The 22,966-nt window shown below is 39.3% G+C and carries 18 protein-coding genes; 6 read left to right on the top strand and 12 right to left on the bottom strand.

Annotation, left to right across the window (positions count from 1 at the left end; genetic code table 11):
- Positions 1 to 22: 22 nt before the first annotated feature.
- From RQ907_RS00875 to RQ907_RS00840, 8 genes are all read right to left on the bottom strand, one after another.
- Positions 23 to 529 (bottom strand): GDSL-type esterase/lipase family protein, encoded by a 507-nt coding sequence (locus RQ907_RS00875; RefSeq protein ID WP_311491519.1) that lies wholly within the window; start codon positions 527 to 529, stop codon positions 23 to 25.
- Positions 529 to 2,520 (bottom strand): alpha-amylase family glycosyl hydrolase, encoded by a 1,992-nt coding sequence (locus RQ907_RS00870; protein ID WP_311491518.1) that lies wholly within the window; start codon positions 2,518 to 2,520, stop codon positions 529 to 531. The genes RQ907_RS00875 and RQ907_RS00870 overlap by 1 nt, the downstream gene beginning before the upstream one ends.
- An 18-nt stretch (positions 2,521 to 2,538) precedes the next feature.
- Positions 2,539 to 4,599 (bottom strand): elongation factor G, encoded by a 2,061-nt coding sequence (gene fusA / locus RQ907_RS00865; RefSeq protein ID WP_311491517.1) that lies wholly within the window; start codon positions 4,597 to 4,599, stop codon positions 2,539 to 2,541.
- 150 nt (positions 4,600 to 4,749) lie between these two features.
- Positions 4,750 to 5,106, bottom strand: coding sequence for a DUF956 family protein (locus RQ907_RS00860; RefSeq protein ID WP_311491516.1), 357 nt, complete (start codon positions 5,104 to 5,106; stop codon positions 4,750 to 4,752).
- Position 5,107: 1 nt separating this feature from the next.
- Positions 5,108 to 6,040 carry a PTS system mannose/fructose/sorbose family transporter subunit IID gene (locus RQ907_RS00855; protein WP_311480284.1) on the bottom strand — a complete coding sequence of 311 codons (933 nt, stop codon included), beginning with the start codon at positions 6,038 to 6,040 and terminating at the stop codon, positions 5,108 to 5,110.
- A gap of 9 nt (positions 6,041 to 6,049) precedes the next feature.
- Positions 6,050 to 6,865, bottom strand: a complete 816-nt coding sequence (locus RQ907_RS00850; protein WP_311491515.1) for a PTS mannose/fructose/sorbose transporter subunit IIC — start codon at positions 6,863 to 6,865, stop codon at positions 6,050 to 6,052.
- A 9-nt stretch (positions 6,866 to 6,874) separates the two neighbouring features.
- Entirely contained in the window at positions 6,875 to 7,879 is a 1,005-nt protein-coding gene (locus RQ907_RS00845; RefSeq protein ID WP_311491514.1) for a PTS sugar transporter subunit IIB, read from the bottom strand.
- A 908-nt stretch (positions 7,880 to 8,787) separates the two neighbouring features.
- Entirely contained in the window at positions 8,788 to 9,780 is a 993-nt protein-coding gene (locus RQ907_RS00840; protein WP_311491513.1) for a Gfo/Idh/MocA family oxidoreductase, read from the bottom strand.
- A gap of 123 nt (positions 9,781 to 9,903) precedes the next feature.
- Here RQ907_RS00840 and RQ907_RS00835 point away from each other — a divergent pair, with 123 nt between their 5' ends.
- Positions 9,904 to 10,794, top strand: a complete 891-nt coding sequence (locus RQ907_RS00835; RefSeq protein WP_311491512.1) for a glycyl-radical enzyme activating protein — start codon at positions 9,904 to 9,906, stop codon at positions 10,792 to 10,794.
- A gap of 6 nt (positions 10,795 to 10,800) precedes the next feature.
- Positions 10,801 to 11,550, top strand: coding sequence for a DeoR/GlpR family DNA-binding transcription regulator (locus RQ907_RS00830; RefSeq protein WP_311491511.1), 750 nt, complete (start codon positions 10,801 to 10,803; stop codon positions 11,548 to 11,550).
- Positions 11,551 to 11,576: 26 nt separating this feature from the next.
- Here RQ907_RS00830 and RQ907_RS00825 read toward each other — a convergent pair whose 3' ends face one another.
- Both RQ907_RS00825 and RQ907_RS00820 read right to left on the bottom strand, forming a co-directional pair.
- Positions 11,577 to 12,257 (bottom strand): transaldolase family protein, encoded by a 681-nt coding sequence (locus RQ907_RS00825; RefSeq protein WP_311491510.1) that lies wholly within the window; start codon positions 12,255 to 12,257, stop codon positions 11,577 to 11,579.
- Between the two features lie 910 nt (positions 12,258 to 13,167).
- Complete coding sequence (locus tag RQ907_RS00820; RefSeq protein WP_311491509.1) at positions 13,168 to 15,591, bottom strand: glycyl radical protein; 2,424 nt, start codon at positions 15,589 to 15,591, stop codon at positions 13,168 to 13,170.
- Between the two features lie 161 nt (positions 15,592 to 15,752).
- Here RQ907_RS00820 and RQ907_RS00815 point away from each other — a divergent pair, with 161 nt between their 5' ends.
- From RQ907_RS00815 to RQ907_RS00800, 4 genes are all read left to right on the top strand, one after another.
- Entirely contained in the window at positions 15,753 to 18,608 is a 2,856-nt protein-coding gene (locus tag RQ907_RS00815) for an insulinase family protein (protein WP_311491508.1), read from the top strand.
- Positions 18,609 to 18,708: 100 nt separating this feature from the next.
- Complete coding sequence (locus RQ907_RS00810; RefSeq protein ID WP_311491507.1) at positions 18,709 to 19,800, top strand: hypothetical protein; 1,092 nt, start codon at positions 18,709 to 18,711, stop codon at positions 19,798 to 19,800.
- A complete protein-coding gene (locus RQ907_RS00805; protein WP_311491506.1) occupies positions 19,793 to 20,908 on the top strand; it encodes a toxic anion resistance protein in 1,116 nt (371 codons plus the stop codon). Before RQ907_RS00810 ends, RQ907_RS00805 begins: the two co-directional genes overlap by 8 nt.
- 380 nt (positions 20,909 to 21,288) lie before the next feature.
- Positions 21,289 to 21,570 (top strand): kinase to dihydroxyacetone kinase, encoded by a 282-nt coding sequence (locus RQ907_RS00800; RefSeq protein ID WP_106461058.1) that lies wholly within the window; start codon positions 21,289 to 21,291, stop codon positions 21,568 to 21,570.
- A gap of 77 nt (positions 21,571 to 21,647) precedes the next feature.
- Here the strand turns inward: RQ907_RS00800 and RQ907_RS00795 are convergent, their stop codons facing one another.
- On the bottom strand, positions 21,648 to 22,052 hold the full coding sequence (locus tag RQ907_RS00795) for a GNAT family N-acetyltransferase (protein ID WP_311491505.1): 405 nt from the start codon (positions 22,050 to 22,052) through the stop codon (positions 21,648 to 21,650).
- 4 nt (positions 22,053 to 22,056) lie between these two features.
- The gene (locus RQ907_RS00790; RefSeq protein ID WP_311491504.1) at positions 22,057 to 22,962 is read right to left on the bottom strand and encodes a DUF4300 family protein; all 906 of its coding nucleotides are present in this window, start codon (positions 22,960 to 22,962) and stop codon (positions 22,057 to 22,059) included.
- Between the last annotated feature and the right edge of the window lie 4 nt (positions 22,963 to 22,966).

Here is a 22,966-nt window from a genome sequence, read left to right as displayed (position 1 = left end):
TTGGTTTTCAATTTTTTCCAATTTATTCTCCAATCTTTTCAATAATTTTTTTGGCAAGACCCTCATGAAAGTCGCTTGCAAGGTGGATTCCGTCTAGATAATGACCAGGAATTTCCTCGGCGTCTATAAAGTCTATTCCTAGGTCCTTAATTTTGTCCTTAAGGCTTGAAATTTTAGCATTTATTTCATCATAAACCGGATAATATTCGTCTTCTTCAACAAAGGGTGGCCCTATAATTAGGACTTTGCTTGCCTTAGCAATTTTTACTATACTTTTTAGGTTTTTAAATACCAAATCAACTGAGTATCCTACCATAAAATCATTGGTAGCTCCAAAGACAATTAAGAGGTCAGCTGGGGCTGTTGTTAAAATATAGCCTTGATATCTTGCGAGCATTTCTCCACTTGTGGACCCATTCCTGCCTAGGTTTACAACATCAAAACCCGCCTTTGATAAAAAGCGGGTATAGGATTTATTTTCGACGAGATATCCTTCAGTGAAGGAATCTCCCAAACATATTATTTTCACTATTTGACCTTTTTTAGGGCTAGGACAGTCCTGGATGGGATATAAATTTTAATTCCATCGTAGTCTGTGCCTGGCAATTTTTCTGTATGATAAGTGACTCCGTGGCTAATCCTGTCAAAACCACCAAAGCGTGGCTCGTCAGTATCCATAACTACCTTAAATTCTCCAGTATCATGGATTGGTAAGTGGAAGGATTCATAGGAATTTGTTGGGTGGAAGTTGAAAAGATAAACTATATCCTTATTTCTAAAGGCTATAATTTTCCTATCGTTATCTAGCCAGAGCCTGTAGGTGTCGTTGCCCAACTGGTGGTTTTGCTCAGCAAAGGAAAGCATGGCCTGGTCAAAATCTGCCAAAAACTTGTATTTTAAATAATCAGCATCCCTTAGTGACCACTGACGGCGGGCGTAGTGGTAGGAATAACCGTTGCCTTCTCTTGGAAAATCAATCCATTCTGGATGACCAAATTCATTTCCCATAAAGTTTAGATAGCCATCAGCGCCTTCAGAGATGGTTATCCACCTAATCATCTTGTGGAGGGCTATGGCACGGTCTATCTCAAAGTTGTGGATATCTACGGCCATAGAATCGTACATCTCAGCGTCGGCTAGCTGGAAGATTGTAGTTTTTGAACCAACTAGTGCCTGATCATGGCTTTCTACGTAGCCAATTCTCTTTTCGTTTGGCCTGTGAGTTGTAAGCTCATACCACATATTTGACAAATCCCAATCGTGGTCATCTCTTTTTAAAGTCCTCTCCCAGAAATCTGGCATACCCATGGCAAGCCTGTAATCAAAACCAATTCCACCTTGGCTAACAGGTAGGCACATGCCAGGCATACCTGACATATCCTCTGCTATAGTGATGGCCTTTGGTTTTATTTCTCTAATGAGTTCGTTAGCCATTTGTAGATAATTTAGGGCATCTATGTCTGTATTCATAGAAAAATATTTTGCATAAGAGTCGAAAGCTTCCCCACGGCCGTGATTTTTGTAAATCATGGATGTGACTCCATCGAACCTGAAACCATCAAAGTGGAATTCTTCTAGCCAATATTTTACATTTGAAAGAAGGAAGTGGACTACCCCACCCTTGTGGTAGTCAAAAAGTTTAGAATCCCAATCTGGATGGTTGCCTTCAGGTCCTGCGTGGAAAAATTGGTAGTCTGTACCGTCAAATTCATTGATACCTTCGGCTGTATTTTTAACTGAATGCGAATGAACCAAGTCCATTATCACATTTAAGCCCATTTCGTGGGCTGTATTTACAAGGCTTTTTAAATCCTTGTTTTCCCCGTACCAAGAAGATGGGGCAAAGAAATTTGCCACCTGATAACCAAAGGAAGCGTAGTAAGGGTGTTCTGCTATAGCCATGAGTTGGACAGTATTGTAACCCCCTGCCTTAATCCTCGGAAGGATATGTTTTTCAAATTCCTTGTAGGTCGCAACCCTGCCTTCTTCGCCTGCCATGCCTATATGGGCCTCATAGATTAGAAGGTCATCGTGTTTTATTTCAAATTTTTGATCAGTCCACTCAAAATCTTTGCGTGGATTTTCTAAAATTGCTGCAAAATCTAGGTCTTCATTTCTTTCTACCCTACGAGCAAAAATCGGAATTCTCTCCTTGATTTCGCCATTTGCGTCAACAAGAACTTTTAGTCTGGACTTGTGAGGGATAGTCCTAATCCCCTTTACAAAAATTTCCCAGTCTTGGCCGTTAATCTTTGTTAGGGGATAGGAATGCTTATCCCAATTGTTAAAATCACCTATAAGGAATAGCCCGTCAGCATTTGGGGCCCATTCCCTGTATATCCAGCCCCCATCAACCTTGTGGAAGCCGTAGTAATTGTGAGCATTGGCAAATTCTTTAAGTGATTTACCACCAGCTAAAAAATTCTTTTTTTGCTCTTCTAGCCTTTCCATCCTGAGATTTATGTCATTTTCATAGTCACTTAAGTAAGGGTCTATATCTAGTATTTCCCACCTTGCCATTGCTGCCTCCTGTACTTGTTAATCTACTTTCTTGCTTTCTATAACTTTTTGTGTAATTTCTCTTGGAACTTCTTCATATCTTACAAAGTCCATGGAGAAAGTTCCTCTTGCTGATGTTTGGCTTCTAAGGTCTATAGCGTAGGTCAAAACTTCCGCAAGTGGAGCTTCAGCCTTGATAACTTGGCTGCCATCTTCTTGAGGTTCCATACCTAAAATTCTACCACGTCTCTTGTTCATATCGCCCATAACATCGCCCATGTTTTCGTCTGGTACGTTTATTTCTAGACTCATAACAGGTTCTAGTAAAATTGGGTCTGCTTGTTCTATACCCTTCTTGAAGGCAATCCTTGCTGCTGTTTTGAAGGCTTGTTCGTTTGAGTCAACTGGGTGGTAAGAACCATCGTAAAGTGTTGCCTTAATTCCTGTAACCTTATAACCTGCAAGTGGACCTTCTGCTAGGGATTCTTCTAGACCCTTTTCTACTGCTGGGAAGTAATTCTTTGGAACAGCGCCTCCGAATACTTCTTCATCAAAGACAAAGTCTTCTTCGCTTGGTTCAAATCTGATAAATACGTCACCATATTGGCCGGCACCACCAGATTGTTTTTTGTGTCTACCTTGGACGTCTGACTTGCCCTTAATTGTTTCCCTGTAAGGAATCTTGTATTCAATAATTTCTGTATTAACAGAATAGTTGTCTTTTAATTTATCCATCAAAACTTCAAGTTGAACATTTCCTAGACCTGAAAGAACTTGTTGGCTAGTTTCCCTGTTCATCTCATTTGCGAAAGTTGGGTCTTCTTCATTTAGTTTTTGAAGAGCTTCTGAAATCTTATCCTCATCAGCACGGCTTACAGCCTTGATTGCGTAGAATAAAACTGGTTTTGGATAAGAAATCTTCTTGTATTCGATTTTATTTTCCTTAGTACAAAGGGTATCGCCAGTTTGGGTCTTATCAAGCTTAGCAAAAGCTCCTATATCACCTGCAACAACCTTGTCAGTTTTGATTTGTTCATTGCCCCTTAGGAAGAATAATGAAGAAATTTTTTCATCAGAATCCTTAGTTGCATTGTAAAGTTTACCATCTTTAGAGATTGAACCACTAACAACTTTGAAAATAGAAATCTTACCAAGGAATGGATCTGCAAGGGTCTTGAAAACTACAGCTGAGAATGGTGCATCTTCCTTAGCTTCAAAAGCTTCATAACCATCAGCAACCCTAAAACCAATATTTGCAGACTCATCATCTATGGCTGGCATATATTTTACAATCACGTCGAGTAGGGATGTAAGACCAATCATCTTTTCTGTAGAACCTGCGATTAGTGGTACAACCTTGCCCTCAAGGATGGCTTTAGATAGACCTTCTCTAATCTCAGCTTCGCTAAATTCTTCGCCTTCAAAGAATTTTTCCATTAGGGCGTCATCAGATTCAGCAACAGCTTCTATAACCTTGTTGTAAACCTCTTCCACTTCTGCAACTCTGATTTCTGGGATTTCTAGCTCTTTCTTTTCGTCATTTTCGTAAGAATAAGCTTTTTTATCCATAACATCAATTATGCCTTCAAAGCCTTCACCTTCGCCGAGCATTAGGGTTAGAGGAATGATTTTCTTGCCAAATTCGATGTGAAGGTCAGAAACAACCTTGTTAAAATGAGCGTTTTCCTTATCTAGTTTATTAACGAAGATAACAGATGGGAGGTTAATCTTTTGGGTATATTTCCAATATTTTTCTGTACCAACTTCGATTCCCTTTTCACCGTCTATTACAAAAAGTGCACTTTCTGCCGCTCTTAGAGCCTGGAGCACTTCGCCTTCAAAGTCAAAAAATCCTGGAGAATCTATGAAATTTAGTTTAAAATCGTTGTACTCTATTGGAATTATTGATGTTTGAAGAGAAATATGTCTTTTCTTTTCTTGTTTTTCGTAGTCAGAAATTGTATTGCCATTTTCTGTCCTACCTTTTTTATCTATAACTCCGGTCTTGAATAAAAGGGCTTCAGTAAGTGATGTTTTACCTGCACCCGAATGCCCTACTAAGGCTAAATTCCTGATCTTAGATGTCTTATAATTTTTCATAATATATCTCCTTCTGGACTTAAATCTATTGTTAATTATTTGTCCATTTTTATATTTATAATAATATTATATAATATTTCGCATAAAATTTCTACCCCTACAAGAAAATGTTTTCACTTGTTGGGAAAATAAAACTCCCCGACCGGGAGTTTATTTTTTAAACTTCCTTTTCAAATAGTCCCACACAGTCAAAGACCTCCTTAATTTGTCATCTGGAAGATATTTGTTAATGGCTCTTAGGATAGCCTTGTTGTCAGGGCTATTAAAGATAAAGTCTCCGTTTTTTTTGGTGTGGATGGCAAAGCGGGTAATCTTTTTCTTAAAAAATACCGACGCTGTTACCATTTTAATTTCTGTGTATGGAATTTGAATAAAATCTCTGACATTTCTTTCGTTGTAATATTCTAGGGCCTTATTACCAACTAGGAGGTCACCATGGCTGGTGAAACCTCCCAGGTAATTTGCCTTAGTTTGGTAGTCGATCTTGGTGTTTTGACTTTCTACCATATTACATAATGTGGAAATATTTCGCAACTATACCTATAGCAAAAAGAGCAAGGATAATTGTGATTGGTGATACGTTTTTCTTTAATAGCTTACAAATACCAAGGGTTAGTAGTAATGGTACAAGGCCTGGTATTAGTGAGTCTAAGTTTTGTTGTAGGGTTGTCACCTTAACTGGGTCAAGGGCTGTAGGTCCTATGGCTGCATATTGTTTTAGGGCTGCTTGGATACCTTCTGCACCTGCTGGTAGGGCTGCCCAATCAATGTAAGAACCTGGTTGTTGGGTTACTTTTGCAACGTCAACTGCAAAGTTTACTGATACCCATCTTTGTACTAGAGCACCGATTATGAACATACCGAGGATGGATGCCATAAGGGTAATCCTACCTAAAAGTCCGCCTGAAAGGTCTTTGGTGATTTGGTTTCCTGCCTTGTAGCCCATTTCTTGGGTCTTCCACTCAAAGATCATCCTGATTGCATTCCAGGCGATGAAGAAAATAAGTGGACCTATGATAGAACCTGTAAGGGCCATAGATGCACCAAGGGCACCTAGGATTGGACGAAGTGTAAACCAGAATACTGGATCCCCTACACCTGCTAGAGGTCCCATCATACCAACCTTCACACCTTGGATAGCTGCATCGTCGATTGGTGTGCCGTTGGCTCTTTCCTCTTCCATAGCGAGGGTTACACCCATAACAGGGCTTGAAACGTAAGGGTGGGTATTGTAGAACTCTAAGTGTCTCTTAAGAGCTTCTACTTGGTCTTCTTTTTTTGGATATAATTCTTTGATAGCTGGGATCATAGAAAATGCCCAACCACCGTTTTGCATTCTTTCGTAGTTCCAAGAACCTTGGAGGAATTGGTGACGCCACCAAACTTTTTTACGGGTCGCATCTGAAAGAGCAATTTTTTTGTTATTTACTGTATCTGTCATAGGTCCTCCTTAATAATCATTGATTATATCGCCAAGTGGATCGCCAGAACCGGCATTACCGCCTGGGTTAGATGTAGCAAGGCTCTTTAGGGTCATATAAATTATTGCAAGAACAACGCCTATAACACCTAGAGCGATTAGAGTTAGTTTTTGAATGGCTGCAATTACAAAACCAAGGGCAAAGAATGGCCAGGTTTCTTTTGTACTCATCATGTTGATTACCATCGCATAACCTACTGCTGCTACCATGCCACCGCCTACTGCCATACCACCTGTTAGCCATTCTGGCATCCTGTTAAGTTGTTCTGTAACAACTGCTGGTGGAATGAAGCAAAGGGCAAGGGCAGGTACTAAGATACGAACACCTTGCATAGCAACTGCTAGCCATGATAGGGTTTCAATCTTGCCAAAGTTAGCATCTTCTGCCGCTGCATCCATACCGTGAACTAATGGAATAGCCAAAGTTCTAGCAAGCATGGTTAGGAAAAGTCCTGCTACTGATAGTGGGATAGCAAGGGTGATAGATGTGTTTATAGCATCTGTCGCATTGGCACTACCACCTTCTAGGGCAAGAACCATGATAATAGCTGAAGCTACTGAAGCCAAAGCCGCATCTGGGGCAACTGCCGCACCTACGTTTGCCCAACCGAGGGCAATCATTTGAAGTGAACCGCCAAGTATGATACCTTCCTTAAGATGGCCTGTTACAAGACCGATTAGGGTACAAGCAACAACTGGTTGGTGGAATTGGAATTGGTCCAAAATACCTTCACAACCTGCAAGGAAAGCTACTAGGCCGATTAAAATTATATTAATAAAATTCATTAATCTCTCCTATATATTTAATTCAGATTTCGCTTTTTGAAGAAGGCTATCTAGGTTTTCAGCCCTATCAGCTGGCACCTTTCTAACATCAAATTTGATGCCCTTAGCCTTTAATTTCTCAAGGGTTTCCACATCTTCAGGGCCCATAGCAAGGGCGTTTGTCACAACAACCTTGCCCTTAGAGTGGGCCATAGAACCGAGGTTGACTTCAGAAAGTTCTCCGCCGCCTTCAACGTATTCTAGAACGTCTTGTGGGGTTTCAAATAGAAGCAAAGCCTTGGTTAGACCAAAACGTGGGTCCTTGTCAATTTCGTTCATCTTCTTAATTGGAATAACGTGAACCTTAACTCCTGGAGGAGCAGCCTCCATAATCATTGATTTTCTAAGCTCATCGTGGGCAACCTTGTCTGAAACGACGATAATCCTGTCAGGACCAACTGTCTTTGTCCAAGTAGTTGCAACTTGGCCGTGTAAGAGTCTAGTATCAACTCTAGCAAGACCTATTTTTATCTTGCCATCACCAAGAACTGTTCCCTCTGGAATAGTTCCTCCAACAACTTTCTTAGCGACTTCGCTATTGGCCTTAGGACCTTCTACGCTTGCCTCCAAGGCTGGATTAATATCGTCTGGTTTACCCTTAATGCCTTCCTTAGCACTCTTGATAATAGCCTTAGCAATAACGTGAGAAGATTCTTCAGTAAATCTTTCAGATAAAGCTTCGATTACCATAGGAAGGTTAAGACCAGCAACGATAGCCCACTTATCTTCATGACCGTCAAAAACAGCTGAAGATTGGTTAAAAGGTGTACCTCCCCAAAGGTCGCATAAAAATAGGATTTCTTCTGAATCAACTTTTTTAATAGCAGATTCTAGGTTCGCCCTAAATTCATCTGGACCCATGGAAGGTTTGAGAACAACTGCTTCAAACTTATCTTGCCCGCCAAAAATCATTTGAGCAGACTCTTTGATCCCCTCAGCAAAAGCCCCATGGCTTGCAAGGATGATTCCTACCATAACATCTCTCCTTTCTTTTTTTCCTGGAATAACTCCAGATATTATTGGTTTTTTTGCATTCCCGGAATGCAGTACGTTTTTGCATTCCATGCTGTTGTGATTTGCTTTTTTTATACAATATAAAATTATTTTTTAAAATCCAAGATTTTGCATTTTTTAATATCTTGATTTTTTGTAATATTATTTTTTAAAATTTGTCCCCTTTGGAATTCTGACTTATATAGAATCTTATCTATATTCTGAATAACTTCGTTTAAAGGGGAGCCCCAAGGGACCTTCCGTAGGGTCCCTCATCGGGCTCCCCTTAAACCCCTCCCCGTTACACCCCCGAACGGCTCCTTAGCGGAGGGCGGGTGTAGTAGCTTGCCTTTCGGCAAGCTTTTTTTGGTGTAGATATTCCCTTGTTTGAGTTTATTGTTGGTTTTGGGTTTAAATCTCAAATCTCCTAAAATTGCAATCTGGTCTGACTTTTGCTTTTTTTCTTAATCTATTCTCAGTATTTACTATTTTTTCTTTTAGTATTTCTTCAGTGCAATTTTTTAACGGAGCTTTGAGCTTTTAAAGGCTTGATTTTTCGCTCTTTGCCTGCAGCAATTTCGCTTGGAATTTTTCTGCTCTTTGCTTCGCAAAGTCGCTTCTGGATTTTTTTCTATTTTCCCTTCACAAATTCGATTTGGGGTTTATTTCTTTTTCCCCTTCACAAAGCCTTCTTTTTTCCATTAATAATTACTATAATTTCTTTTCATGCTTTGTTTTTAACTTGCTTTCTAGTTTTTTCTTGGATTTTTATTCAATTTTATTTTGTATTTTATTACAAATCTCAATTTTATTATATCACATTAATTGGATTTTAGGAAACGGTTTCTGCGATTTTACTTTCTATTTTTTTCTTGCATTTTGAGACTTTCCTAGTGGGAGCTATCGGCTGGGAAGAAGATTCCCGCTTCGATTCTGGCTTGGTTTAGGGTTTCGGCTGTGATCAATGTTATTTCTTTTAGTTTTTCAACCCTTTCCATGTCTCTTTCTCTTATGATTTTTTCAAAGGCTACAAATTCGTAGTAGAGCCTTGATTTATCCTTATTTTCATTGATTTCTTCATATACTCCGCCATTTTTCTTTATCCTGTATGAACCGAAAGAATTAAGGGCGTCTGGGATTTCTATGGTACCTTCTTCTCCTTGAATAGTGTTTGTTAGACTTGCCGAGCTGTCTTTGGCTCCTATGCAGACTACCTTGAAGTCTTCGTAGTCAAGCAGGCAAACTCCCGAGGTATCGATTGATTTTTCAATATTTGGAAAATATCTCACGTCTTTTGGTCTGGCAAATAGGTTGATGGCGTAGTCGATGTTGTAAATATTCAAATCCATCAAGGCTCCACCTGCATTTTCTAGGGAGAAGGCTGGGGCTATATCGCCAGCTTTGAAACGGTCATACCTGGATGAATATTGGGAATAATTAAAGGATACGATTTTAATTTTCCCAAGCTTTGAAATTTCATCTTTCACTCTTATAGCATTTGGTATAAAGCGATTTGACATGGCTTCGAGGATTATTTTCCCCTTGGCTTCTGCTTTTTTGAAAATCTTTAGGGCCTGGTTAACATTGGCTGTAAAAGGCTTTTCGCAGATTATATCCTTGCCGGCGTCAAGAGCCTTATCCATGACTTCGTAGTGGAGGTTATTTGGAAGGGCCACATAAACCACTTCGACTTCCGGATTTGCCAAAAGTTCCTCATAAGCAGTGTAATATTTGCCTATCCCATACTTTTCTGACAAGTCTTTTAGCTTGTCTTCACTCCTTGGAGTGGCAGAAATTGCTACCACTTCGATATTTTCGATTTCCCCTATAAAGGTTAAAACTTCTTGGGCAATCATCCCTGCCCCTATAATTCCTAATTTCATTTTGCTTCCTTTCTTTTATACTTTATATTCTTACCCAAAATTTCCCCTTCTAATAACTTTCATATGAAATCTATTGAAATTTTGTATAAAAGTCGTATATTCCAAAATATAGGAGTAAGCTAAATGAAAACCGACAAAATTTTAATTTTTAATATCCAAAAATTTTCCCTCCAAGACGGACCAGGCATTAGAACTTCAATCTTTCTTAAAGGTTGTCCTTTAAGGTGCAAATGGTGTTCAAATCCAGAAAGCCAAAACCCCTTTGTAAATATTTTTATAAAGGATGATAAGGGGACAAAAATAGACGCGAAAATTGATGAATTAAACTTTGACAAGGATGGTTATATAGTTGAAGATGACCTATTTTATGACCTTTTAAATAGGCACGGGATTTGCGATAAAAAAATAAAATACGACCAAGTCGGAAGACCCATGACCCCTGAGAGCTTGGTTGAAATCGCTATGGAAGACGAAGTTTTTTACCAGTCGACTGGTGGTGGGGTGACCCTTTCTGGTGGCGAACCCCTTATGCAAATAGATTCGCTTGTAGAATTGCTCAAAAAACTAAAAGCCAGGGGCATCCACACGGCTATAGAAACTACTCTTTATACAAATCCAGGAAATCTTGCCAAGCTCTACCCTCACCTTGACTTATTTATAGCCGACTGCAAAAATTGGAATGAAGACGTCCACAAGGATAAAACTGGACTTTCAAATAAAATCATCATCCAAAACCTAAGAGAACTTATAAAAAATGCCAAAGATTATCTGATTAGGATTCCAGTAATTCCCGACTTTAATTATTCAAATGACGATGCTTACGAATTTGCCAAGCTTTTTCAAAATCTCGGTGCAAAAAAAGTCCAACTTTTGCCCTTCCACCAATATGGCAAGGGCAAGTATGAATCCTACGGCATAAAATACGAGTATAGTGATAAAAAAGCCCTGACCGATTCCGACCTGGATAAAATGGTACAAATACTTAAAAATCAAGGCATTGATGCCTTTGTGTGAGGTTTTATGAACAAAGACCAAAGACAAGCCAAGCTTGTTGAAATTATAAATGAAAAGAAAAAAATTTCGGTAAATGACCTGGCAGAGATTTTTGCTGTGTCAACTGTAACAATGAGAAAGGACCTTACAGACCTTGATTCTGCTGGTCTTATCAGGCGTACCCACAATTTCGCCGAACTAATTGACGATGATTCGATTTCCCAAAAACTTTCCTTTCATTTTAAGGAAAAAACTGAAATCGCCCAAAAAGCTGTAGATTTAGTTAGCGATGGGGAAACCATCATGGTTGAGTCTGGTTCTTGTTGTGCAATTTTTGCAAAAAAACTTGCCGAGACAAAGAAAAATATAACAATCATTACAAATTCAATCTTTATAGCAGATTATATAAGGGATTCTTCCGTACAAGTCATTGTAATTGGAGGCATCTACCAGGCTAAAAGCCAGGTTTTAATAGGTCCTGTCCTTGCCGAATCCGTAAAAAATTACAAGGTGGACAAGCTTTTTATTGGAGCTGATGGATATTCCTTTGAATGGGGATTTTCCAACAAAGATCCCTTTAGGGGCGAGGCTGTAAGACACATGGCAGAACGTTGCGATTCGGTAATTGTCCTTACAGAAAGCCATAAATTCGCCACATCTGGTTGCCTTTCACTTGGCCTTGTGGGCAAGGTTGACAGGGTTGTGACCGATAAAAATATAAACAAAAAAGCCAAAGACCATCTAAAGGCCTCCGGCATAAAATTAATCCTATCATAAAATCGCCCTTTTTGGGGCGATTTTTTTTACAAAATATCTGAAAAAGTCTGACCTTCTCCTAAAATCCTCCCAAAGTCGTCTTCGAAGGTTTTGATTGCAAAATCAACATTTCTGTCATTTACCAAACCCTTAAAAACATCTGGGGATAAAGTCAAGGCTCCAACTCCCCTTTCTGCAAGGTCTAGGACTTGGTTAGAATTTTTAAAGGAAGCAGCTAGAATTTGAGCCTCAAAGTCGTTGGCTTCAAGGATATTTTGGATTTTCCTAGTAACTGCAAGGCCGTCATAGCCCAAATTATCAATCCTATTTACATAAGGCGCAAGGTATTTTGCCCCAGCCTTGGCTGCCAAAAAGGCTTGAAGAGGCGAATAAATCCCTGTGGCAGTAATTTTAATGCCCTCCTTAGTAAGTTCTTCAATAGCCTTAAAACCCTCACCACTTGCAGGGATTTTTATGTAGGTATTGGCTCCCAAAAGTTTAACCAATTTCCTAGCCTGGGCAATTATCTCTTCTTTTTTAGACGCCACAACCTGGCAATGAAGATCCAAATCAGACCCGATAAGGTCCCTAATCTTCAAAAGCCTATCCTTAGGATTCTCTCCAGCCTTTGATAAAATAGTAGGGTTTGTAGTAACCCCATCAACAGGGTATAGGGATACTATATCCTTGATAGCATCTAAGTTTGCATCATCAATTAGTAGTTTCATAATTATTTCCTTTCCTTCTCATCCGAGATGAGATATCATTTTTTGTTTTTTTTATCCGAGATAAATTATCTTTTTTGTTAATCCGAGATTAACTGTATCATCTTATGATTTTGATTTAATTCTGCTTTAATATTATAAAATATCATTCTACTTACAGTTGAATCTCCGTAACTGGGGAGTCCCAGGGGAACGTTTCGCACGTTCCCCAACGCGACTCCCCAGCCCCCTTTCGGCTACCCCCTCCGGGCGACCCCTCTCGGGGGATATGGTGTTTGCCTTCGGCAAACTTATTTGGTATGAAGGAGCCCTTGTTTAAGTTGGACTAGTTTTTTAGTTTTTGACATTCAGTCGGCTAAAATTTGATAACTCGCTACGCTCAAACAATCAAATTTTTTAACGCCTCCCTCATTTACAAAAATACAAGATAATTAAATTTTTTTCTTCTTCGTTCAAGAATAACTCCCATCTAGCAATGTTTGGCAAAGCCAAACGAGCCAAGCCATACTTGAACTTCGAAACTAATTCTACCCTCTATCGGGTGAAGATTTCTAATAGAAAGCCCCGTCAAGAAAACTGATTGTTTGAGGCGAAGCCGAGTTATCAGTTTTTAGGGGCTTGAATATTAGAAATCAGTAGGAAAATACGTAATCTTATACAAGGTCATTAACTCTACTAAAGAGGTTTGCCGTAGGCAAACTTCTGGTTTCGCACTCCGCTAAGGAGCCGCTTGTGGGGTGTAACGGAGAGGGGGTTCAAGGGGGAGGCCGATGAGGACCCATGCGGAAGGGTCCTTGGGCCTCCCCCTTTTTACGGAGCAGTCATGTAAATGACTGATAAAATCTATATGATACAGTTAATCTCGAATTAACTTATCATGGATAAGAAAGAAAAGGGGTTGCCCCTTTTCTCTCTATAGATTTTGTTCAGTCCTTGCTATAATATCATCTTGAGTATCTTTTGATAAGACGTTAAAGAAGGCTGAATATCCTGCTACCCTTACTATTAGGTTTTTATGGTTTTCTGGGTGGTTTTGGGCGTCTATTAGGGTGGCTTTATCTACTACGTTGTATTGGATGTGGTAGCCTTTTAGACCGTCGAAGAAGGCTCTGGTTAAGCCTATTAGTTTCTCCTTATTGCCTGGTTTATCTAGCATGGTTGGGGTTACTTTTTGGTTTAGCAAGACTCCTCCTGTGATTTCCCTGGTTGGAAGTTTGGCTACTGATTTTAGGACTGCTGTTGGGCCTTTGACATCTGATCCGTGGCTTGGCGAACAACCTTCTGCTAGGGCTTCGCCTTTTTTTCTACCATCTGGTGTGGCAAGGGTACCTGCACCTTGGGGAACATTGGCTGAAATTGAAGATGTACCAGCATAATAGCAACCACCGATTGGGCCCCTACCATACCTGGTATTTTTTGCCTTTTTGATTTCATCTATATAAGAATTGTAGGCTCTTGTGCCTAGCATATCTACATAATCATCATCGTTTCCATATTTTGGTGCAGCCTTTAAAAGTTCTCTGATTTCCTGGCCCCTTGGAGATTGGAAATTATCCATAAGGGCCCACCATAATTCCTCTTTACCAACTGTCCTATCTTCGAAAACAGTTTTCTTGATAGCTGCTAGGGAATCGGCTGTGTTTGCAATTCCTACCTGAAGGCCTGAAATGAAGTCATAAACAGCTCCACCTTCCTTCATGGTGAGTCCTCTTTCTATACAATCGTCTGTTAGGACACTTGCCAAGATATCGGCTGTATTTTCTTCTTGAATCATGTCGCAAACTGAGTCTACAACTACGGTTTGCCTTGCCATTTCCCTGACAGTCTTATCCCAAGATTCCATGAAGTCTTCAAAATTATTCAATTCTTTAAATTCTTTTACTTCTTTTATTAGTGGAGTACCTGTGGCTGGGTCTTTTCCACCATTCATGGCAATTAAAATACCCTTGGTGAAGTTTAAAAAGCTCATGCCTGTGCACCTATAGCCCCACTTTCCTGGAACAGCTGTTTCTACACAACCAACTGCACAATAATTGTAGGCATCTTCTTGCCTAACACCTTTTTCTATGAAAGATGGGATTATAACTTCATCTGAGTTAAAGGCCGGCATACCAAACCCACACCTAATTACCTCTAGACATTCCTTCATGAAATCGTCTGGGAGATTTCTATGATACCTAACTGTGAGGTTTGGTTGTGGGAGGTGACATTGGGCGATTGTCTTTAAAATGAGCCAAGATGTCTTATTTGTGGCATCTTTTTTATCCTTGGTTTGGCCACCTATGGTCACGTTTTGGTAAAGTGGACTACCTGCCGAAAATACTGTATGACCCCAAGGCCTTACCTTATTTATAGAATAAGTTTTTAGCCACAAGTTGACTAAAATTTCGCTCGCCTCGTCTTCTGTAAGCCTTCCACAGGCCAAATCTTGCCTTAGGAAAGGATCCAAATACTGGTCAACTCTACCATAGGAAACTGAGTGGCCGTTGGATTCGATTTGCAAAATCAAATGACCCAACCAAATGGCTTGAACAGCCTCTTTAAAGGTCTGGGCTGGTTCGTAAGGGACTCTCCTAAGCATCCTGCCAATTTCTAAAAGCTCCTCTTTTCTTTTTGCATCTAAGGTTGACCTTGCCTTAGCTTCTGCAAGGACAGCATACCTCAATGCAAAATCCCTAACTGCGTCAATTACAATGATGCAAGCCTTATAGAAGTAAGTTTTTTTGATATTTTTGTAGTCGGAAAGGTCGAGCTTTCTTAATTTTTCCTCTGCCCTTCTCTTGTATTCCTTAAGGCCAACCTTAAGCATATTGGTATAATCAGCCGCAAAATGTCCGTCACCACTAGTTACCTTGCCCAAAAAGGAAATTATGCCTAAATCTGCATATTTTTGAGCCTGATCAGGCATGTAAGGCTTGCCCTTATCGTAAATGGTGTTATTTTCCCAAAATGGGTAGATGGCCCTTAATTTTTCCTTGTTTTCCTCTGTGATTGTAAAAACATCTCCATCACGATTTTCAAGGTCGTCTAGCTCGTCAATTACCCATTTCATCGCATATTCAGGGAAAATTGGCGCTGCCCTATTTGAAGAAGCTTGGTTGCCAGCAATTAGGCCACAATCTTCTATGTAAATTGACATATTTTCCAAAATATCCTTTAACATAAGGGCTCTTTTGATATGAAGAGGTTTATTTTGGTTTTCCTTATAGGATTTTGTTACAATTTCAGCTCTTTCTACACAAATTTCTGGAGTTTTTTCTAAAAGTTCATCTCTTAATTCTTGCATCCTTGGACTTAAATTTCCAAAATAAGAGCTTCCGTATCTTGACTTTGTCATGGTTTACCTTTCTATTTTATGATTTTTCTTTCGTTCGAAACTATTTTATCTTTCTAATAAAATTTTACTAGGATTTTTAACCATTGTCAACATGATTTGCCATATAAACTTCTAACAATGGTATAGTCAATAGTGATAAAGAAAATTACAAAGGATAAAGTATGAATAAAAATTACCAATTAATCAAAAATGAAAATTTCCCTGCCATAGGCCTTGAAGCCTTCCATTATAGACACATAAAAAGTGGGGCACGTATTGTTTTTGCCAAAAAAGACGACACTAACAAGACTTTTGCCATTGGTTTTAAGACCCCTCCCACAAATTCCAAGGGTATGGCCCACATCATGGAGCATTCTGTCCTAAATGGGTCAGCAAGATTTCCTTCAAAGGACCCTTTCATGGCCATGGATTCCTCTTCTTTGCAGACTTTTTTAAACGCCATGACCTATCCAGACAAGACTGTTTTTCCTGTTTCAAGTGAAAATGACAAAGACTTTAGAAACCTGGTTGACGTCTATACTGACGCAGTTTTTGCACCTTTGGTTGTAAATAAAAAGCAAATCTTAGACCAGGAAGGTTGGCACTACGACCTTGAAGGCGATGAGGTTGTGGGGATTTCTGGCGTAGTTTATAACGAAATGAAGGGCGCCCTTTCAGACCCAGAAAGCCTTATAGATAATGATATCAACTCATACTTGTACAAAAATTCGCCTTACCAATACGAATCTGGTGGCGACCCACGTTTTATAAAGGATTTGACCTTTGAGGAATTTCAAAAATTCTACGCTGACCACTACCACCCTTCAAATGCCTATATTTATTTTTACGGAAATATAGCCGATATAGACCCTTATTTGACAAGGCTTGATGAAGAATATTTGTCAAAATACGACAAAAAAGACCTAAACCTAGCCATAGAAGTTAAGGAAAATTTCTATGAAAACACAATCGAGTCCACCTATCCAGCAAGTGAAGAAAAAGAGGGCCAAGACTATTTGACCTACGCTATGCTTACCCACTCTGCCCTAGATGTCAAGGAAACTCTAACTGCAGCCATTTTGGTAAACGCCCTTTTCAACATGGATTCATCAAAAATTAGAAATGAAATCCAAGAAAAGCTCGCACCAGAATATTTTTACGCAAGAAATGCCTACGGTAACAGGTCTGCCCTTATTATCCAGGCACAAAAAACTAATGGAGCCAAAGTCAATGACTTTGTAGAAATAATCGAAAGAGGCCTAAAAAAGGCAAGCGAAGGCATCAACAAGGAAGCTCTAAAATCAGCCTTTTCTCTCTTTGATTTTGGCCAGAGGGAAAATTTGAACTCTGTAAATGCAGGTCTAAAATACTACCTATCCATGTCCTTTGATGCTGATCCTTTTGAGGTTTTTAGGTTGGTTGACTACCTAAAAGAATTAAAATCCCTAATAGACACCACCTATTACGAGGACTTTATAAAGAAATTTTACCTAGACAATCCTACTAAGCTCCTTCATATTTCAAGACCTTCTCTTGATTATAACAAAAAAGAAAACGAAGATTTCCAAGCCTACCTAAAAAAGGTGAACGAGGAAATGACTCCAGGGAAACTCGCCCAAATCAAGGAAGATTTAGCAAGGCTCAAGGCCTACCAAGACAGCGAAGATAGCGAAGAAATAAAGGCTATGATTCCAAAACTCGATATAGAAGATGTGCCAACTAAAACCAGACCAGTACCAAGAGAGGTTGAGAGAGACACTTTTGAATACGTCTTTAACGACCTTGCCACAGCTGGCCTTACCTACACAGATATGTATTTTAATGTCAATCACCTAGGCCTTGAAGACTTCAAATACGCCCAACTTCTTGGCGAACTTCTAGGTTCCATTGACACAAAAACTATGAAATATACAGAAATTGACGACCTAATCTGGCAAAAACTCGGTTCGCTTAATTTCTCAATTATGACCTTCAAAAAGGGACCAGATGAAATCGACAGGACCTTTAAGGTATCTTTCAAAACCCTTCCTGCCTACACCAAGGAAGCAACAGAGATTGTAAAAGATTTCACATCGAACTCCCTATTTGCAAACCAGGCTAGGATTCTCGAACTTTTGAGGATTAGGAAGGCTGTTTTCGAATCAAAAATGTACGATTCTGGCCACATGATTGCCATAAATAGGGCCAACGCCCACATCGACAAGCATGCCTTTATCCAAGAAAACCTCTCAGGCATCGCCTACTACGACTTTGTCAAAGAAAATATAGACCTGGCTGAAAATGACTTTGAAAACCTAAAAGCCAAGCTCGAAGATGTTTATAAGAGGATTTTCACCAAGGACCTTTCTATAAATATCACCAGTAAAAAATCCAACTACGACCTCATGAAAGACGCTATTAATTCAACCTTTGCAGACCTTACACAAAGGGAAAATGATGTGGAAATCACTTTCGAATCCAAGGCCAAAAAAGAAGCTATAGCAACCGATGCCAACGTCAACTACGTCTCAAAATCAGCCAACTTTTACGAATTTGAAGGTGGCTATGATGGCAAATTCCTCCTCGCAGGGTCAATCATGTCCAACCCTTACCTCTATTCCCTAATCAGGGCCCAGGGAGGTGCTTACGGGGCAGGCATGTTCATTTCAAGGTCCATGCTTCTTGCAACCTATTCCTACAGGGACCCAAATATTTCCTCAACCATTGACGCTTTCAACAAGCTTGGTCAAATCGCCAAAGACCTTGAAATGACCGACAGGGACTTTGAAAACCAAAAAATTTCCTCAATGGGTTCGATTTTAAGACCAAGAAGTCCAAAGCAAATGGGAGATGCTGATTATTCCTACTTTAGGATCCCATCTTCCAAAAAAGATGACGATATACTTGCAGAAATCAAGTCTACAAAGCTTGAAGACATCAAAAACCTTAGCGAGTCTTTCAAAAAAGCCATGGACCTTGATAATTTGGTTGTTTTTGGTTCAAGGGCAGATATAGAAAAAAATAAAGACCTCTTCGATGAGATTAAGGATATAAGATAGGTTTTTTAATATAATTAATTTTATCCTTAAGAATTTTAAAAATATTTATCCTATAGTATAATATCAGCAAGAGGAAAATCACCTTTTGTAAGGAGATAAAATGAAGAAAAAAGATAAGTTTAGTCAAAAAGATGCTTTTAATATCAATTTTGACTTTGATGACATAGATTTTGAATCTATCGGGGAAACTATTAAAAATTCTGTAAACAAAGCTGTTTCAAACTTTACCAAGGGCTATAAGAAGAATTTGCCAGCGGCAAAAAATCCTGATATTTGTGAGCAAAAACCTAAGGAAAGAACTAAGTCAAGCCTTTTAAAAATGGGGGCTATCTTTGTTGGTATGAGCCTTTTTGCAATAGGCATGGATCAATTTGATATTCCTGGATTTGATTCAATGCTTCTTGGATTATTAAGCATGGCAGGAGCTATTGCGGCACCAGTTTTCATGTGGAAGCTATCAAGCCACTACAAAAGGCTTGCCATAAATTATTCTAGATACAGGCGTGAGCTTGGAAATTCTACAATTATATCAGTGAGAGATTTGGCAAGTGCAGTCAGCCAGACCGAGGAAGAAACCCTCAAAGACCTCTTGTATTTTATGAAGCAAAACTATTTCAAACAGGCAAGGATTGTTGAAAACGACTCTATTTTCATCCTTGATATCCCTACCTTCAAGCTCTACAAGGAAAACCTCGGCAGAGTGCCTTCCTCAAAAAAAGAAGAAATCGGACCTGTTGAAGACCTTACTTCCCACGAAGCTGATGAAATAATTGAAAATTGCACTAGAATTTTAAGGCAAATGCAAGAAAAGTCTGAGAAAATTTCCTCAACAACTTTTAGGAACTACCTAAATCCACTTTTCGAAAACATCAAGGATATCCTAAACATTTTGGAAAAATACCCAGACAAGGCCCTTGCCCTCAACAAATTCAACGATTTTTACATGCCAACTTCAGCCAAACTCATTGAATCCTACCAAGAATTTGAAGAGTTAGAAACCACTGATGATAAGATTTTAAAGTCTATGGCAGAAATCCAAGGATCAATCAAAACCATTACCGAGGCCTTTGACAAGATTAAAGTTGACCTTATCTCTGATAGGGCTATGGACGTAAAAACTGATATTGACACAATTAGGCTTGTTTTAAAACAAGAAGGACTAGTAGAAGGAGACTTTAAAGACTATGAGTGATATCGAATTAAAACTAGATGGTATCGAAGAAAAAGACGAAAAACTCGACCAAATCCTAAAAGCCGAGCCAGAAAAAGTTGAAAATAGGATTGTCTTTAGCGAAGCTGAGGAAAAGATGATAGACGATTTTTCCAAAAAAATCGACCTAGAAAACACCAACATCATCCTCCAATACGGGTCAGGTGCCCAAAAGAAGATTTCAACCTTCTCTGAAAAAACTCTTGACGCTGTAAAAGACAAGGACCTAGGCGAAATAGGCAAGCTCTTAGACACAGTAGTAATGGACATCAAAACCATGGACGATGAGGAAGAAACAAAGGGACCTCTTGGCTTTTTCAAAAAGACTGTAAGAAAAATTGACAACCTCAAAGTCAAATACCAGTCCACCGAAAAAAACATCAACGAAGTAGCCAGGGCCCTAGAAAACCACCAAATCACCCTCATGAAAGACATCTCCATGCTAGATCAGATGTACGACTTAAACGAGGAATATTATAAGGAAATCTCCATGTATATCGAGGCAGGCAAGAGAAAATTAGCTGACCTCTACAAAAATGACCTACCAGCCCTCGAAAAATCTGCAGCTGAATCAAACCTTCCCCTCGATGCCCAAAAAGTCAACGACCTAAAGGCCCAAGCCAACCGTTTTGAGAAAAAACTCCACGACTTAGACCTCACAAGAATGGTTTCAATCCAGATGGCCCCACAAATAAGGATGGTCCAATCATCAAACTCCATCATGGCAGAAAAAATCCAGACAACCATAGTCACAACCATCCCATTGTGGAAAAATCAAATGGTCCTAGCCCTCGGTATGCACCACACTGACCAAGCCATCAGGACCCAACAAATGGTCACCGACCTCACCAATGACCTCTTAAAGAAAAACGCCGACACCCTAAAACAAAACACAATCGAAACTGCAAGGGCAACAGAACGTGGCATAGTCGACGTAGAAACCATCAAACATACCAACGATGCCCTAATCTCAACCATCGAAGAAGTAAGGAACATCCAAATAGAAGGTAGCAAAAACCGAGAAAAAGCCCAAGTCGAAATCAGAAACCTAGAAGAAGAACTAAAAAAGAACCTCACCAGGAGAAACTAGAGTATAATACAAGTGAGAATGTTTATCAAATAAAGTTCATTATGATGATAATATAAATTTCCCAAAATGTTAGAATCATTATAATAGTATCACCCAAAATTAAGAAAACTGTATCAATAAAAAGCTTGCCAAAGGCAAGCAACTGCTCCCGCTCCCCGCTAAGGGGCCGGTTGCGGGGTGTAACGGAGAGGGGGTTTAAGGGGGAGCCCGATGAGGGACCATCCGGAAGGTCCCTTGGGGCTCCCCCTTTGAACGAAGAAACATAGTCTATTTAAATAATTTATTATATAACAACATTACGAAGTGTTAAACTTAATAAATTCAATTAGCTGTGTTACAAAAATAAATAATTTATCTTGGATAAAGAAGGAGACTTAATTATGCACGAATTTAAACCAGGCGAAAAAATCGAATTCAAATTCGATTGCCAAATGCTAATAGCAAGAACAGACAAAGACCTAGACGAAGACGAAATCTTCGACTACATTTCAGACAACCTAGAAGGCGACAGCCTCCTTGCAGTTGGAGATGAAGATTTAATCAAAATCCACTTCCACTCCAACAAACCATGGGAAGTCCTAGAATACGCCGCAAGCCTAGGCGACATCCACGACATAGTAGTAGAAAACATGCAAAGGCAAGCCGACGGATTACAAGGCTAAAAAACTAAAAGAGAGCCCACAAAAGCTCTCTTTTTTATTGCCATTCATAAACTTTATGAATTGTTAAATATCATCTCTCACCACATAAAAGCCAGGCAAGAGAAATCTCCTACCTCACTCAACCCAGCTTTTTTATAAAAATTCTTGGTTTTTTCTGAATCCTCAGTTAAGAGGATAAATTGGCGAATTTGCTTATTTTCCTTCATAATTTCTTTTAACAAATCACTACCAAGTCCCTGGCCCTGGTAGGCTTTTAGAAGCAAAATGTCCTGGAGGTAGCAAATTGTGGCCCCATCGCCTACAGTCCTTGCAAGTCCTATTAATTTTTCCCCATCCCACAAGGTCCAAACCTTTAGGGAATTTTTTATAGCTTCCATCAATAAATCTGGCTCGTCAGTGTAGGCGGTCCAGCCAGCATCATCGTAAAGGCTAATTATTTGTTCTTTTTCAGGTATTATTCCAGTTTTTATTACCATTTTCATCCTCTTAACCAACGTATTCTCCATTATCCATCACAAAAGGTGGACAGGTGTCTGGGTCTGTAAAATCCTTAAACTTGTCTTTTAAATAGTCATAGCAAGCCTGTCTGTTTGGGAATTTTATAGCCTGGTAAGGCTCTTCGAAAGAGATTTTTTCTACAAAAAGATATCCACCTTCGATTTTAACTAAGACTCCTATGTGGCCAATAAAAAGGTAGTTGCCATCTAAATTGTCGTTAATTACTACCGATACCAGGTCAGCGTCTTTTGGAAAGGCCCAACCCGAAAAATAATGTTCCATGACCTTGGCTTGGTCTTCTGGATTTTTGGAATTTTTTGCCTTAACCCTTGAGAAAAACTTCTTAAAGGTTTCCTCAACCTGACCATCAAAAATCTTGCCTTCTTTTATTTTTTCAAGATCCATAAAAAGCATTTCATCATCAGGATTGCCTGCCCTTTGGACTTTCAAATTAGCAACAGCCAGCAAATAGGCATTTATCCTACAATTTGTGTCAGGGAAATTTTTCTTGGCATTTTTTCTAGTATCAATCAATTTTCCCGTATCATAAGTAGGATTCAAACCCTCCTTAAAATCCCCGATGAGATTAGACTCGCCAACACTTTTGTTGTAGTCTGAAACCATAGCCATAAACTTATCAACATTCGCCTTTGCCATATCATTATCAGCTCCCAGACTATTATCCAAAGCCTTGGCCACAAAAGAAAAGCTAGATTCATTCGCCATATTAGATAGGCTTGCAGTTTCCTTTGCGATATTTTCGCTAGGGTCATTTTCATTTTTTTCGCTATGTTCATTTACATTTTTTTCCTTAGGTTCATTTGCCACTTTATTTTGAGTACAACCGGCAAATATGCCTGTAATTACCAATAAAATTAATAAAATTTTTTTCATAGGG

This window comes from uncultured Anaerococcus sp. (assembly GCF_963510575.1).
Classification (GTDB): domain Bacteria; phylum Bacillota; class Clostridia; order Tissierellales; family Peptoniphilaceae; genus Anaerococcus.
This window is presented reverse-complemented; position numbering and strand designations above follow the sequence as displayed.

Bases quoted from the DNA above. Each gene is read 5' to 3' on its own strand.
- RQ907_RS00870 (WP_311491518.1), bottom strand. From the start codon at position 2,520: ATGGCAAGGTGGGAAATACTAGATATAGACCCTTACTTAAGTGACTAT.
- fusA (WP_311491517.1), bottom strand. From the start codon at position 4,599: ATGAAAAATTATAAGACATCTAAGATCAGGAATTTAGCCTTAGTAGGG.
- RQ907_RS00860 (WP_311491516.1), bottom strand. From the start codon at position 5,106: ATGGTAGAAAGTCAAAACACCAAGATCGACTACCAAACTAAGGCAAAT.
- RQ907_RS00855 (WP_311480284.1), bottom strand. From the start codon at position 6,040: ATGACAGATACAGTAAATAACAAAAAAATTGCTCTTTCAGATGCGACC.
- RQ907_RS00850 (WP_311491515.1), bottom strand. From the start codon at position 6,865: ATGAATTTTATTAATATAATTTTAATCGGCCTAGTAGCTTTCCTTGCA.
- RQ907_RS00845 (WP_311491514.1), bottom strand. From the start codon at position 7,879: ATGGTAGGAATCATCCTTGCAAGCCATGGGGCTTTTGCTGAGGGGATC.
- RQ907_RS00840 (WP_311491513.1), bottom strand. From the start codon at position 9,780: ATGAAATTAGGAATTATAGGGGCAGGGATGATTGCCCAAGAAGTTTTA.
- RQ907_RS00835 (WP_311491512.1), top strand. From the start codon at position 9,904: ATGAAAACCGACAAAATTTTAATTTTTAATATCCAAAAATTTTCCCTC.
- RQ907_RS00830 (WP_311491511.1), top strand. From the start codon at position 10,801: ATGAACAAAGACCAAAGACAAGCCAAGCTTGTTGAAATTATAAATGAA.
- RQ907_RS00825 (WP_311491510.1), bottom strand. From the start codon at position 12,257: ATGAAACTACTAATTGATGATGCAAACTTAGATGCTATCAAGGATATA.
- RQ907_RS00820 (WP_311491509.1), bottom strand. From the start codon at position 15,591: ATGACAAAGTCAAGATACGGAAGCTCTTATTTTGGAAATTTAAGTCCA.
- RQ907_RS00815 (WP_311491508.1), top strand. From the start codon at position 15,753: ATGAATAAAAATTACCAATTAATCAAAAATGAAAATTTCCCTGCCATA.
- RQ907_RS00810 (WP_311491507.1), top strand. From the start codon at position 18,709: ATGAAGAAAAAAGATAAGTTTAGTCAAAAAGATGCTTTTAATATCAAT.
- RQ907_RS00805 (WP_311491506.1), top strand. From the start codon at position 19,793: ATGAGTGATATCGAATTAAAACTAGATGGTATCGAAGAAAAAGACGAA.
- RQ907_RS00800 (WP_106461058.1), top strand. From the start codon at position 21,289: ATGCACGAATTTAAACCAGGCGAAAAAATCGAATTCAAATTCGATTGC.
- RQ907_RS00795 (WP_311491505.1), bottom strand. From the start codon at position 22,052: ATGAAAATGGTAATAAAAACTGGAATAATACCTGAAAAAGAACAAATA.
- RQ907_RS00790 (WP_311491504.1), bottom strand. From the start codon at position 22,962: ATGAAAAAAATTTTATTAATTTTATTGGTAATTACAGGCATATTTGCC.